This is a genomic window from Cupriavidus sp. 10L45 (assembly GCF_056395225.1).
Genome location: NZ_JBFTJC010000018.1, coordinates 54,251 through 68,728, shown reverse-complemented (window position 1 = coordinate 68,728; position 14,478 = coordinate 54,251). Strand labels below are relative to the sequence as shown.

The following is a 14,478-nucleotide window of genomic DNA, read 5'->3' as shown; positions in this document are numbered from 1 at the left end:
CGTCGAGCCGAATTATTACCCATTTTCCGTCCGCCGTTGCCAGCGGCCCCTTGATATCCCGCCATTGCGCTGTCAGTCCGCCGCGGCGGATTGACGCAGCGCCCGCGGTCAGGCTGCCGCGGCTGCCGAAGTGCCCGCCAGATAGCGCCGGCGCCACGGCTTGAGCACCGCGATGGCCAGCGCCGCCGTGACGATGTCCAGCGTGATGGCCACGCCGAACACCGGCATCCAGCTCCCCATGCGCTCATGCATCAGCGCCGCCAGCGGGCCGCCGAAAATCGAGCCGATCCCCTGCGAGATATAGAGCCAGCCGTAGTTGGTGGTGGCGAATTTGGTGCCGAAGGTATCGGTCAGCGTGGACGGGAACAGCGAGAAGATCTCGCCCCAGCCCAGGAACACCACGCCCGAGAGCAGCACGAACAGCACCGCGTTCTCGCGCGTGAGCAGCCACAGCGTCATCGCCACGGCCTCCAGCGCGAAGGCGAAGCACATCGTATTTTCACGACCCCAGCGGTCGGAAATCCAGCCGAACATCGGTCGCGTCAGCCCGTTGGTGAGCCGGTCGATGGTCAGCGCCAGCGGTAGCGCGGCCATGCCGAAGACCACCGCGTTGGACACCCCGAAGTCCTTGGCGAAGGCGGCCATCTGCGAGGTGACCATCAGCCCTGACGTGGACATCATCGTCATCATCAGGAACAGCAGCCAGAACAGCGGCATCTTGAGCATCTGACGGGTCGGCACGTCCACCACGTTGGACGGCGTGTACGACGCGCGCACCGGCAGCCGCTCGCCCGGCGCCGGGGCGCGCAGCCCCTGCGAAGCCAGGAAGCCGATCACCGCGAAAATCAGGCCGAACTGCCACAGCGTGGTCTCCAGCCCCTTGCCGGCCAGGGCCGAAGCAATCGGGAAGGTGGTGACGATGGCGCCCATGCCGTAGCCGGCCGCGACCATGCCGACGGCAAACCCGCGCCGGTCCGGGAACCAGCGCACCATCTGCCCCACCACGCCGATATAGACGATGCCCGTGCCCAGGCCGCCGACCACGCCATAGGTCAGGTACAGCATGCCCACGCTCTGGGCCGAGGCGGCCAGCACCCACGACAGCCCGGCCATCACCGTGCCGGCCGCGATCAGCCGGCGTGGCCCGAAGCGCTCGATCAGCGCGCCCTGGAACGGCGAAAAGAACGTCTGCAGCACGATCAGCAGCGAGAAGGTGACCTGCAACTCCGAGAGCGGCACCCCCAGCTTGGCCGCCAGCGGCTTGGTAAACAGGGTCCAGACATACTGCGGACTGGAAATCGCCATCATGCAGACGAGACCCAGCAACAGTTGCAGCCAGCGCGTGCGCGCCAGCGGCATGGCCTGCGGCACGCCGAGGGCCGCGTTATCAGCAACGGTACGCATTTGCACCACTCCTTGAGACAGGAACTTCGAGGAAGACACGCGGCCACGCATTCGTCATGGCGGGCTCGCGCAGGTTGGAACTCAGTAAATTGCGACCCCCGCCCTACCAGGCCGCCACGCCGCCATCGCTACGCGGATCGCTGCCGCCCTGGTAGAGGCCATCGGCCTGCAGCACGATGGCGCCGGCGTGGCCCATGGTTTCGTCGTATGGCCCCAGCACCTCCACGTCATGACCCAGGCGGTGCAGCGCCTGCTGCGTGGCATCGGGAAAGCGCGATTCGAGCTTGAGGGTGTCGCTGGTCTGGCCCCAGGTGCGGCCGAGCAGCCAGCGCGGTGCGTCGATGGCGGCCTGCGGGTTCATGCCGAAATGGACGATCCGCGAGAACACCGCGCTCTGCGACTGCGGCTGGCCGTCGCCGCCCATGTTTCCGTAGACCAGCGTGCGGCCGTCGTTCAGGCGCGCCATGGCCGGATTCAGCGTGTGGAATGGCTTGCGCCCCGGCATCAGCGGGTTGCGCGCAGTCGGATCGAGCGAAAAGCTGCAGCCCCGGTTCTGCCAGTTCACGCCGGTGCCCGGTAGCACGATGCCGCTGCCGAACTCGTGATAAATGCTCTGGATAAAGCTCACCGCCACGCCGCTACCATCGATCACGCCCATCCAGACCGTGTCCGCCGGCCCCATGCCCTGCCCCCACGGCAGCACCGCGTCCGGGCGGATGCGCGCGGCGGCGGCATCGAGCCACGGCGGCGCCAGCAGGTCCTGTGGATCGATCTCCATATAGGCGGGATCGGTGATATGCCGGTCGCGCACGTGGAACGCCTGCTTGGTGGCCTCCACGCAGGCATGGACGAAGTCCGGGCCGAGCGGGTCCATGCCGGGCGCCAGCAGGCGGTCCAACTGACCGAGGATCAGCAGCGACACCAGCCCCTGCGTGGGCGGCGGCATGTTGTAGACCGTGCCGCGTGAATGGGCCAGCGCCAGGGGCGCTTTCCAAGTGGCGCGGTGCGCGCGCAGGTCGGCCAGCGTCAGCGGACTGCCCGCGTTGCCGAGTTCCCGGGCCAGCATCTGTGCCAGATCGCCCTGATAGAAGTCATCGAGCCCGGCCTGCGCCAGTTGCTCCAGCGTGGCGCCCAGACGCGGATGGCGGAAGCGCGTGCCCGCCGCCGGAGCGCGTCCGTCGATCAGAAATGTCTCAGCGAAGCCCGGCACATCGGCCAGTTCTGCGGCCTTGGCGGCCACGCAGGCCGACTGGCTCTGCGTGACCGGCACGCCCACGCGGGCATAGTCGATGGCATCGGCCAGCAGCCGCGAGAGCGGCAGGCGCCCGCCCAGCGCGTCGTGCGACCACGCCAGCGCCGCCTGCCAGCCGGACACCGTGCCGGCGACGGTGTTCGCCGCCATGCCGCCGCGCGTGGGAATGGCCTGGAAGCCGGCCTCCCGATAGCGCGCGATGGTGGCATCGCCGGCCGCTGCGCCGCAGGCGTCCAGGGCGCGCGGCGCCTCGCCGGGGCGGGAGATCAGCCAGAAGCTGTCGCCGCCGATGCTATTCATATGGGGATAGACCACGGCGATGGTGGCGGCGGCGGCGACCATCGCCTCGACGGCGTTGCCGCCCTCGCGCAGCACGGCCAGCGCACTCTGCGACGCCAGCGCGTGCGGCGCCACGGCCATGCCCCGGCTACCCCGGATCGGATTGAGATGAAATGCCACGCTCCGCGACTCCTGCGATTTATGTATACATAAATTTCCTGTGCAGAAGGATCGCAATAGGCGTGCCACCACGTGCGCCCGGGCACGCTCGCCTAATAAGAAACGTCTCAAGCCCGCGTCAGCACGGGGCTGGCGGGTGGATGGTCACGTGGAAAGCGGAATGGGAAAGGCGGGAGTCAGCCGAAGCGCCTGCGCCGGACGGGTGCGTTCGGGGTCTGGGCCGGCGCGGGGCGCACAAGGCTGGTGCGGGCTTGCTCGAGCCGCTCGGTGGTCAGCCGGCTGACCTCGGCACGGCCATCTTCGATATGGGTGGAGAGCAGCGCCACGGCGCGGGCGCCATCGGCGGCTTCCAGGGCGTCGAGAATGGCCGAATGTTCGTCGTACGTCAGCGAAATCCGCGTGCCGAAGGCGAAGTCGAGCCGGCGGATGATGCGGATGCGGTCCGTCACCTGCTGGTGGACCGCCGCCGACTCGGGATTGCCGGCCGCATCGACGATGGCAAGGTGGAAGGCCTCGTCCAGTTGCGCCACGGCGTTGCCATCGGCCAGCCGCCGGGCGACGGGCACGCGCCAGATCGCGCCAAGCTGCCGCACCAGCGCCGCGAGGGCCGCCTGATGCGGGGCCTCGGGCCGGCACAGCCGCGTTACCGCGTGGGTCTCCAGCAGGGTGCGCAACTCGTAGAGCGCTTCGAAGCGGGCCAGATCCAGCGGCACCACTTCCCAGCCGTTGCGGTAGTAGCCGCGCACCAGCCCATCGCCCTGCAGGCGGTGCAGCGCCTCGCGCACGGGCGTGCGGGAGATGCCCAGCCGCTCCGCCACATCGTTCTCGGTGAACCGATCGCCGGGCAGGAGGCGGAAGGCGAAGATGTCGTCGCGCAGCGCCTGATAGGCGGCCTGGGAGCGCTTGGCCTTGGCCAGGCTGGCGCTGCCATCGAGGGTGTCTGCTGCGTCTGCCATGCTCGTTCCCCCCGGCCTTGGCCCGTCAGTCCAGGTGCCGCACGCGGTCGATGGCTTGTTCGAGGCGATCCACGGGAATCACCTCGATACCCTCGATCTTCTGCTTCGGCGCGTTGGCCTTCGGGATCACCGCCATCGTGAAGCCGAGCTTGGCGGCTTCCTTGAGCCGCTCCTGCCCGCGCGGGCTCGGGCGGATCTCGCCAGCCAGCCCCACTTCGCCGAACACGACCAGCCCGCGCGGCAGCGGCTTGTTGCGCATCGACGAATGGATCGACAGCAGCACCGCCAGATCGGCGGCCGGCTCGGTGATCTTGACTCCGCCCACGGCGTTCAGGAACACGTCCTGATCGAAGCAGGCAATGCCCGCGTGCCGGTGCAGCACGGCCAGCAGCATCGCCAGCCGGTTCTGCTCCAGCCCCACCGCCAGCCGGCGCGGATTGGGCACGTTGGCGGTATCGACCAGCGCCTGCACCTCTACCAGCAGCGGCCGGGTGCCCTCCTGCGTGACCAGCACGCACGAGCCCGCCACCGATTCCTCGTGCTGCGAGAGGAACAGCGCCGAAGGATTGCTGATGCCGCGCAGGCCGCGCTCGGTCATCGCAAAAACACCCAGTTCGTTGACCGCACCGAAGCGGTTCTTGAAGGCGCGGATCAGCCGGTGCGACGAATGGGTGTCCCCTTCGAAGTACAGCACCGTATCGACGATGTGCTCCAGCACGCGCGGCCCGGCCAGGCTGCCCTCCTTGGTCACATGGCCGACCAGGATGATGGTGATGCCGGTGCTTTTGGCGATGCGCGTCAGTTGCGCCGCGCACTCGCGCACCTGCGCCACCGAGCCGGGCGCCGAGGTCAGCGCCTCCGAATACAGGGTCTGGATCGAGTCGATCACGGCCACTTCGGGCTGCTCGGCCTCCAGCGTGGCCTGGATTTTCTCGAGCTGGATCTCGGGCAGCAGGCCCAGTGCGGGGGCATCCACGCCCAGCCGTTGGGCACGCAGGGCGATCTGGGCGCCGGACTCCTCGCCGCTCACATAGAGCACGCGCCGCTGGCCGGCCAGGTTGGCCAGCGTCTGGAGCAGCAGCGTGGACTTGCCGATGCCGGGGTCGCCGCCAATCAGCACCACGCCGCCCGAGACCAGCCCGCCGCCGAGCACGCGGTCGAACTCATCGATGCCGGTGGTGAAGCGCGGCACGTCAGCCGCGTCGATCTCGGACAGCTTGCGCACCACGGCCGAGTTGGCCAGCGGCTGGAAGCGCCGGGCGGCGCTGGACCCGGAATCCGCCACGGATTCCACGAGCGTGTTCCAGGCGTTGCACTGCGGGCACTGCCCGGCCCAGCGCGGCGTGGTGCCGCCGCACTCGGTGCAGGAATAGACAGTCTTGGTCTTGGCCAAACGGCGTCCTTGTTCTGGGAGAGGGTCAGCGGCGGTCAGGCGCGGGTCAGGCCGGGGCGTCGGCCGTGGTCAGCGTGGCCACCGTGCAGGGTACGCGCATCGCCAGCGCGCACATCAGCTCATAGCCGACGGTGCCGCTGGCCGCCGCCACCTCGTCGATCGGCAGGCCCTGGCCCCAGAGCGTGACCGATGTGCCGACACGGGCCTTCGGGCAGGGCGTGAGATCCACGCAGACCATGTCCATCGAGACCCGGCCGACCAGCGTGGTGCGCGTGCCATCGACCAGCACCGGCGCGGGGCGGTCGCCCCAGCCGGCCGCGTGGCGCGGGTAGCCATCGGCATAGCCGCAGGCCACGATGCCGATGCGCATCGCGCGGTCGGCCGTGAACATCGAGCCATAGCCGACCGTATCGCCCGGCTGCAGGTCCTGGACGGCGATCAGTTCGCTGTGCAGCGACATGGCCGGCTGCAGGCCGGTATCAGCGATATCCGCCGCCACGCCCGTGGGCGACGCGCCGTACAGGATCACCCCCGGCCGCACCCAGGCGCGGTGCGCCTGCGGGTGCCAGAGCACGGCGGCCGAGTTGGACAGGCTGGCTTCGCCCGGCAAATTGGCCGTGGTGGTGTCGAAGGCCTCGATCTGGTGCGCGATGCCCCGCGCGCTGTCGGCATCCGAGAAATGCGTCATGTGCACGATACTGCCCACACAGGAGAGTCCGCGCGCACGTTCCCAGGCGGTCCGATAGGCCTCCGGCCGGAAGCCGAGCCGGTTCATGCCGGTGTTGAGCTTGAGCTGGATCGCCAGCGGCCCCCGGGGCCGGGCCACCTCGAGCATGCGCAGTTGTTCCTCGCAATGAATGGCTGTCGTGAGGCGATATTGTTCCAACAGGGGAACATCCTGCGGTTGGAAGAATCCCTCTAGCAAGAGGATCGGCCCCTGCCACCCGAGTTCGCGGAGCAGCACGGCCTCGTTGAGGTCGAGGAGGCCGAAGCCGTCGGTGCCGCGCATGCCCGCAAAGGCGCGCCGGATACCGTGGCCGTAGGCGTTGGCCTTGACCACCGCCCAGATGTGGGATTGGGGCGCGTAGCGGCGCACCACGTCCAGGTTGTTGGCCAGCGCGGGCTGGTGGATGACTGCGTGTATGGGTCTTGGCATGGTCTGGCTAAGGGTGCAGGTTGCGTCCCGGCATGCACCGGATCAGGGAAGACCCGGACGGCAACCCGCTGCAATCGGGCGTTGATGTTGCATACACTGTGCCGGCACCGCCACGCGCATGACGCGAAAGTGCGCTGGAATACGGAGCGGCCGGCACATGCGGGGCAACATCGCGCAGGCGATATTTGAACACAACCGGCGCCCACCTCAGGGAATCCGGAAGGCGGGTTCCTGTCAAAACGCGGGTCCGCCGGAGTGCTGAAATGTCGTGGTTTCGTGATATAAAGCCGGACGCTCCGGCCATGTTTTAAAAGAGAAGCAATATGTCAATGACGGTCAGGCAAGCCGAAAGGCGCGCGAAAGTTGCGCAACCGCCCCACTTTGACAAGGCCGTCGCGCCAGGTTCCCTACAAGCCGCGATGTTGCCGGTCGGCGTGCCCCTGCCCGCCGCGCCGGGCGTCCGCGATGGAGACAAAGTCGAAGGTATGAAGAAGGGTTTCTACACGATCATGGCCGCGCAGTTCTTTTCGTCGCTGGCCGACAATGCGCTGCTCATCGCCGCCATCGCCCTTCTCACCGAATTGCATTCCCCGCAGTGGATGACCCCGCTGCTGAAGCTGTTCTTCGTGCTGTCCTATGTGGTGCTGGCGGCCTTCGTGGGGGCCTTCGCGGACTCCATGCCCAAGGGCAAGGTCATGCTGATCACCAACGCCATCAAGATCGTCGGCTGCGCGATCATGATGTTCGGGCTGCACCCGCTGCTGGCGTACGGCGTGGTGGGCTTCGGCGCCGCCGCGTACTCGCCGGCCAAGTACGGCATCCTGACCGAGCTGCTGCCGCCCGAGAAGCTGGTGATGGCCAACGGCTGGATCGAGGGGCTCACGGTGAGTTCGATCATCCTCGGCACCGTGGTGGGCGGCGCGCTGATCTCGGTCCATATCTCGGACATCCTGCTCCGCTTCGACATCCCCTACGTGGACACCGGCATCAACACCCCGGCCGAGGCGGCCATGGTGGTGATCATGTTCTTCTACGTCGTGGCGTCGGTGTTCAACGTGTTTATCCCGGAGACCGGCGCGCGCTACCCGCAACAGGAAAAGAACCCGGTGAAGCTGATTGCCGAGTTCGGCGACTGCTTCATCGCGCTGTGGCGCGACAAGCTGGGCCAGATCTCGCTGGCCGTGACCACGCTGTTCTGGGGCGTGGGCGCCACCTTGCAGTTCATCGTGCTCAAGTGGGCGGAGAAGTCGCTGGGGCTGAACCTGTCCCAGGGCGCCCTGCTCCAGGCCGTGGTGGCGGTGGGCGTGGCGGTCGGCGCGATCATGGCCGCCGCCCGGATCCCGCTGCGCCGCTCGCTGTCGGTGCTGCCGTTCGGCGTGGCGATGGGGATCACCGTCATGATCATGGCCTTCTACACCAAGGACGCCATGCCGGCCGTGATGCTGAACGTGCTGGGTTATCCCATGCCGCTCTACATGGCCATCGCCTATGTGTTCCTGATGATCGTCGGAGCCATGTCGGGCTACTTCGTGGTGCCGATGAACGCCCTGCTCCAGCATCGCGGGCACGTGCTGCTGTCCGCCGGGCACTCGATCGCCGTCCAGAACTTCAACGAAAATGTTTCAGTTCTGCTGATGCTGTGCCTCTACGCGCTGCTCATCAAGCTGAATGTGCCGATCGGCTTCGTGATCGTGGCGCTGGGCCTGTTCATCTCGGCCACCATGCTGCTGGTCATGCGCCTGCACAAGCACAACATCAAGATGCACAACTCGCTGGCGATGATCGGCGAGGACAAGCACCACTGACCCGCGCGCGGGCAGCGAAACAGGAAACGCCCCGCCCGGCCTGCGCCGGCGGGGCGTTTTTCATGCTGGCAGCGCCTTCAGGCCGCGCGCCATGGTCTGGTAGCGCGCGGTCTCGCCGACCACGGTCCGTGCATTGGTTTCCGTGTTGACCAACTGGGAACGGGTCGGATCGCTGTGGAACACCGTGACCGTATAGCCCTTCTGCAACGAGAAGGTGGAAGTCTCGGGGGCCACCGGCGCCCCGCCATGGACATCCAGGTCGTAGACCACCTGCTGATACTTATCCTCCACATGCACGCTGACGCGCAATCCCCCTTCGTGCGTCCCGGCGGAAACGGAAACCGTCAGCGTATTGAAGACCAGGCTGAGGTTCAGCGTCGCCACCGGATTGCCAGCACCGTCGAACAGCGACCACAGGAACATGTTCCCGCGCACGGTCGGCACCACCGCGATCTCGGATGCTGACGCATAGGTGAGGAGGCCATCGGCAAGCACCTCGGCCACCATGTTCTTTACCCCGGCCTTGACCTGCCCCTGCATCACGTTTTCGATCGGATAGCGGCCAATGTTCGCCTCCTCCTTGAACGAGTAATACCGCTCGCCGCCATAGGGGGACAACGGGAAGATCACGTTCATGGCGGTCGAATTCAATGTGCCGATACAGTCATATGAGAACAATTCATTGCCGGTGACGTCGGAGAAACTGACATAGCCGTAGGTATCTGAGAAGTAATAGTGCGGCTTCCCGCCAATGATCTGAAAGCGGATCTCCCGCGCCGCCAGGTCGATCGTCACGGTACAGAACTGGAAGTCGCTGATGCCCTTCATCTTGAGGGTGAAGAGGTTGCCAACGTAGGCATCCGGTTCGAAGTTGAAGGTGGACATCACGTCCATGTACTCGCGCCGCGCCGCGGTGCGGGCCGCCGGCGGCAGCGCCATGACCGCCAGGTAGAGGTCATCTTTCAACTGCGCGTAGGGCGCATGAGCCATCGGCAGGTGGTCGCGCACGATCGTCGCGCCAGCGGCGATGCGCGCCTGCAGGTCCGCTTCGGGATCGTTGCTGGCCGCCGCGTTCTGCAGACCCAGCGCCGTGATCGTCAGCAAGTGACTCTGCTGGTCCAGGAGCAAGCCGGGCGTGGGGGGCTCGACGGCCAGCAGGTTGGCATACGCCACGTGCACCTCAAGCTGATAGCCGATCTCGAAGGCCGCGGCGCGGTGAAACGGCGCCGCGGCCTGGCCGCTAATCTCGCATGCAAGGACGTAGGCTCCCACGCCGTTCTTCACCCCGATCGCGGCGTAGAACCCCGTGCCCAAGGCATCGAGCGGCTGGGCCTTGATATCGATGCGCACCTGCATGGTGGTGAAGTCGACGCGGATTGTCCCGCTTACATCGCGAGAGGAACCGAGCAGCACCAGCGTCTGGGAAATCGTGCCCGACCCCTGCTTGAAGGTGTATGTCAGCGACTGGCTGGCCGTCTGTTCCTTGACGACCAGATAGTCGGCATCCACCAGGTATTTGCGGTTCTTGCCCGTCGGTGGCCGGATCGTATAAGCGCCAATCGGCAGGTTGTCCAGGATCATTTCCGGCGCGCGGACCGGAACGTGGAGCACCTCCCGGGCGCCCTCCATCAGCACCAGCGGTTCGCCGTAGATCTGCTTGAATTCGTCGATCACGAACCGCAGGGAAAGGCTGCCCGTGACGCCGGTACCCTGCAGCTCCACGGTATCGACCAGGCGCAGCGGCGAGTCGAGATGCAGCGCGGATTGCACTGTCGGCAGCGTCTCCGCCGTGACCAGTTCGCTGAGCGGATAGACCGCGCGGGCGTGGCTGAAGGCGTTGAGCATGGCGCGCAGCGGCGTCACCGGCGCGCCGGCCAGCGCGAGAAATGGCGCAACATCCACATCGCAACGTTCGGCGCAGGCGGCAGCCATCTCATCGAACCCGGCCGGCCGCACCGCCGGCGAGGGCGACGTGTTCATATGGATCCGATCCTGCTGGTTCAGGCGGGTGATCGAGGCATCGCCAGCCTTGTACTTCAGCAGCATCACCAGATAGACCTGCGCCCGGACATCCCAGGACTCATACCGCGTGCCGCTGCGGAGCAGCGCCATCACGCTCGCGAAGAACGCCGGCGCCCCTTGGTAGAGCCAACCCTGGGTGTAGACGTTGGCGCCCATCACGAAGTCCTGCCAGGTGGCCGCAAAAACATTGCCCCATACGGAATCCGGATCGGCCACATTCTGCTCGGAAAAGCGGCGCTGATAGCCGCCAGCGATGACATTGGGCGCATTCCAGCTGGTCGGCAGGTTGTCGAGCCAGACCGGCGCGACCGACGCCGACGTCGTGGCGGCCACGCGTAGGCCATAGTAGGCAGGTTCGGCATCCGATGCGATGTCATCGGCCGCCAGGTAGTAGTGGTTCCTGACGTTGAGATCCGTGGGCCGCTGGGGTTGGAATGACACCCCCATCAGGGCATTGAAGGAGGTCAACATGTCCTGGTAGTACGCACCCAGCGCATTGAGACCGCCGGGATAGGCCCGCAGCACGGCCTTGTCGCGCGCCGGCACCAGCATGTACATATAGTCGCCCTCGATCAGGCCAAACTCGGCATCCTGCGCGTCCCAGGTGGCAAAGAATGGCGCCTCGGCATTGCCCGCCCGATAGATCGGCAGCATTTTGCTCGTCGAGGGGAAGGCAAACTCGATCAGAGGGGTGCCTGCCACATAGGGCGTCACGACAAACGGGACGCGCACCGCGTTCATGGTGACATTGACCCACGCATTACCCACTCCCACCCACTGCGCCGGGATCGTGCCGTCGCTGGCGCATGTCACCATTACCGACGAAGTGAAGTCGGGCGATACTTGCCGGAGCCGGAGCGTGGCACCAGTCGGCAGGATGATGCCGAGCGCCTGCTTGTCGTGATCAAGCCCTTTCCGCAACCCCGCCTTGCGAATCCATCCCGGATCCTGAAGCGTGTACACGGACTTGGTCTGTAGGATTTCCGCCATCTTGGATACCTCGTGAAGGATGCAATCGGAGGCGACGGCGCGTCACGCCACCGCCCGCAAGCCGCGCGGCATGGTCTGGTAGCGCGCCGTGGCCGCCACGGTGGTCCGCGCCGACGTCTCTGCGTTGATCAGTTGGGAGCGCGTGGGGTCCTGGTGGAAGACCGTGACCGTATAGCCCTTCTGCAGCGGGAAGAACTGGTTATCGGCGGACACCGCGGCATTCCCCGGCATGGCGATGTCATAGACGGGATCGCCGTAGCGGTTTGCCACGCCGATGCTGATATAGACCGCCGGCACGCCGGGATTCGGCACGGCAGCGTGTAGCGTCAGTCTCAGCACATTGATCACCAGGTCCAGTTCCAGCGTGGCGACCGGCTGATCCGCATTACCGAGCAGATTCCACGTGAACATGTTGCCCCGCACGGACGGCGTTTGAGAGATTTCCGATGCCGTGGCCGTCATCACCACGCCGTTGCCGGGCAGGTCCAGCATCGTATTGGCCAACCCGTTCCACGTGACGCCCTGCATCCTGTTCTCGATGGTGTAGCGCTGACCCAGTTCCTCCTTGAACGAGTAGAACTGCTCGCCACCGTAGCGGGACAGCGGAAACGTGCGGACCATGGCGGTCACGGTCAGGTCGCCGATGAAGTCATAGGAGAACAATTCCTGGCCGTCCGCGTCGCGAAAGCTGACGTAGCCGTAAGTACTCCCAAAATAGCTGTGCGGCTTGCCGCTGAAGGTCTGGAAGCGCACTTCGAGACGAACCAGGTCGAGCGTCATGGTGAAGAACGTCCAATTGCTGATGCCCTTCAGCGAGACGACGAAATTGTTTCCGATATTGGTGCCCGGCGCCGTGTTCTGCAGGGACATCACGTCGGCGTAGTCGGCCACCGCCTGGGCGCGCGCCGGCTCCGGCAGCGCCATCACGGCCAGGTAGATGTCATCCTTGACCGTGGCATAGGGCGCCGTGGCAATCGGCAGGCGCTCCCGCACCAGTGCCGCCGCTTCCGCAATGCGCAACGACAGGTCCGCCACCGGACTGTTCATCGCCTGCAGGTTCTCGAGCCCGTGCGCCGTGATCACGAAGTCGTTGGTCGCCTGCGGCCGAATCAGTCCGGGGGCGGCCGGCAGCACCCGCAGCCGCGATGGCTCCTCATGGCGCACCTCGATCCGATAGCCGACCTCGAACGGAATGTCGGCATGCTCCGGGGCTGGGTGGTTGCCGTGGAAGTCCCGCTGATAGACCGGATCGCCATCGGCCGTCCGGATCGTGACGCCGATGTAGACGGTATCCATGAACGCGGTATTGGGGTTGCTCAACAGGTCCACGATGATCTGGCGCGTGGGCGCGTCCACGCGGATCGTGCCGTACAGGCCGTTATCCGCCCCCAACAGCATGAAGGTCTGCGTGACGATGGCGGACGCCTGCTTGAAGAGATAGGCCAGCGCCTGCGTGCTGGTGCCCTCCTTCACAATCAGGTAGGCCGAGTCAATCGCATATTTACGATTCTTGCCGGTGGGTGGGCGCAACGTGTACACGCCAACCGGCAAATCGGCGAACGTCACCCCGGTGGCGATGATGCGTGCCGAGGACACCTCCCTCGGCCCTTCCATCACGAACAGCGGTTCGTCGTAGATCTGCACGAACTGGTCGATGGCAAACTGCAGCGTCACGCTGCCGCGCAGGCCAGTACGGCGCATCTCCGCCGGGTCCACCAGTTGCAGCGGCGACGCCGCATGGAGCGCCTCCTGCGCCGGGACCAGGCTGGCCGCGCTGACCAGCGCATAGAGCGGGTACACCGCGCGCGCGTCGCTGAACATATTGAGCACCGTCCGCACCGACGCCATCCTGGCGCCCACCATGCCGATGAATGGCGCCACATCCACCCCGGCCTCGGCGGCATAAACCTCGGCCATCATGTCGATCACGGGCGGCGCGATCGGCGGCAACGGCAGCGCGTTGGCATAGGTCCGGTATTGCCGGTTGAAGCTGGCAAACGCCGTGTTGCCAGCCTTGTACTTGAGCAGCATCAAAAAGTAGAGCTTCTCGCGCATGCTCCACTCCTGCAGCGGCGTACCACTCGTGATCCGGCCGATCACGCCGCTGAACAGGGCCACCTCGTCCTGATAGAGCCAGCCATCGGTGTGCACCGCGGCGCCCAGCGCGTTGTCCTGCCAGGTGGCGGCATACAGCTTGTTCCAGACCTCGAGAAAGCTGACCGAGCCAGCCGCCATGAAGGTGCCGAGGTAGGCGTGGCCCAGTGTTTCCAGCGGGGTCCAATTGGTGCGCAGGCCGGCGAACCAGTCCGCCGTCATGGACGCCGAGGTGGATGCGGCCCACGCGGGGCCGTAGTAGGCGCTGCCGCTGCCCTCCGCATCGGCCTTGATGAAGAACTGGTTGCGGATGTTGAGATCCGTCGCCCGTTCGGGATCGAACGCTATGCCACACAGCGCGTTGAAGGTGGAAACCACGTTGTCGTAGTACGCCGTCAGTGCGGCGAGGCCGCCCGGCAAGGTCCTGAGCATGGGCTTGTCGGCCTCGGGCACCAGCATCCGGACGTAGCGCGACTGGATCAGCGCGAATTCGGCCGCCTGCTGGTCCCACGTCGCAAAAAATGGGGATTCCGCACCGCCAGCTTCGAACACGGGGAGCGTCTTGCTGGTTGGCGAGCAGGTGTACCAGACCGTGGGCGGTGTGCCGCCGCCGAGGTACGGGGTCTCGATAAACGGCACCGAGGCGGTGTGCGCCGTGATCGTAAGTGGCATTTCGCCGAAACTGAACACGCGCTCGGTGCGGCCGTCGCTGTTGAGCAGGCGCAGTGTCAGCTCGCCCATGAAATCCATGTCGATCTGGCTGATCGTCAGCTCGCCGCCCGCCGCCAGGACCACGCCGAGATGCTGGCGGTCATGGCCGAGACCCTTGTCGAGTCCGGCCTTGTGGAACCACTCGGGGTCCGTGAGCCAGTGGAGCGTCTTGACCTTCTCGATGTCCGACATCTGCCATCCCCCTTCGTCGCGACGTCCGGATCGGACGTTTCGAT

General features: G+C 66.0%; 8 protein-coding genes. 1 reads left to right on the top strand and 7 read right to left on the bottom strand.

Translation table 11 applies throughout. The annotated features are described in order from the left end of the window. Positions 1 to 108: 108 nt before the first annotated feature. The 5 genes from oxlT to alr all read right to left on the bottom strand — a co-directional run bounded on the left by oxlT (position 109) and on the right by alr (position 6,620). Entirely contained in the window at positions 109 to 1,404 is a 1,296-nt protein-coding gene (oxlT, locus tag AC1DFU_RS25980) for an oxalate/formate MFS antiporter (RefSeq protein WP_441593598.1), read from the bottom strand. A gap of 103 nt (positions 1,405 to 1,507) precedes the next feature. Continuing rightward, positions 1,508 to 3,076 carry a gamma-glutamyltransferase family protein gene (locus tag AC1DFU_RS25975; RefSeq protein WP_441593605.1) on the bottom strand — a complete coding sequence of 523 codons (1,569 nt, stop codon included), beginning with the start codon at positions 3,074 to 3,076 and terminating at the stop codon, positions 1,508 to 1,510. Positions 3,077 to 3,291: 215 nt separating this feature from the next. Continuing rightward, positions 3,292 to 4,071 (bottom strand): GntR family transcriptional regulator, encoded by a 780-nt coding sequence (locus AC1DFU_RS25970; RefSeq protein ID WP_092289345.1) that lies wholly within the window; start codon positions 4,069 to 4,071, stop codon positions 3,292 to 3,294. 25 nt (positions 4,072 to 4,096) lie between these two features. Next, positions 4,097 to 5,464: a DNA repair protein RadA gene (radA, locus tag AC1DFU_RS25965; RefSeq protein ID WP_092289347.1), complete on the bottom strand. Its 1,368-nt coding sequence runs from the start codon at positions 5,462 to 5,464 to the stop codon at positions 4,097 to 4,099. A 46-nt stretch (positions 5,465 to 5,510) separates the two neighbouring features. Then, entirely contained in the window at positions 5,511 to 6,620 is a 1,110-nt protein-coding gene (alr, locus tag AC1DFU_RS25960; protein WP_092289349.1) for an alanine racemase, read from the bottom strand. Between the two features lie 485 nt (positions 6,621 to 7,105). On the opposite strand from alr, the gene lplT reads away from it, so the two are divergent. Further along, positions 7,106 to 8,425: a lysophospholipid transporter LplT gene (lplT, locus tag AC1DFU_RS25955; protein WP_092289351.1), complete on the top strand. Its 1,320-nt coding sequence runs from the start codon at positions 7,106 to 7,108 to the stop codon at positions 8,423 to 8,425. A 60-nt stretch (positions 8,426 to 8,485) separates the two neighbouring features. Here lplT and AC1DFU_RS25950 read toward each other — a convergent pair whose 3' ends face one another. Both AC1DFU_RS25950 and AC1DFU_RS25945 read right to left on the bottom strand, forming a co-directional pair. Continuing rightward, positions 8,486 to 11,410: a putative mucin/carbohydrate-binding domain-containing protein gene (locus AC1DFU_RS25950; protein ID WP_477159822.1), complete on the bottom strand. Its 2,925-nt coding sequence runs from the start codon at positions 11,408 to 11,410 to the stop codon at positions 8,486 to 8,488. A gap of 69 nt (positions 11,411 to 11,479) precedes the next feature. Then, complete coding sequence (locus AC1DFU_RS25945) at positions 11,480 to 14,434, bottom strand: putative mucin/carbohydrate-binding domain-containing protein (protein WP_092289355.1); 2,955 nt, start codon at positions 14,432 to 14,434, stop codon at positions 11,480 to 11,482. Between the last annotated feature and the right edge of the window lie 44 nt (positions 14,435 to 14,478).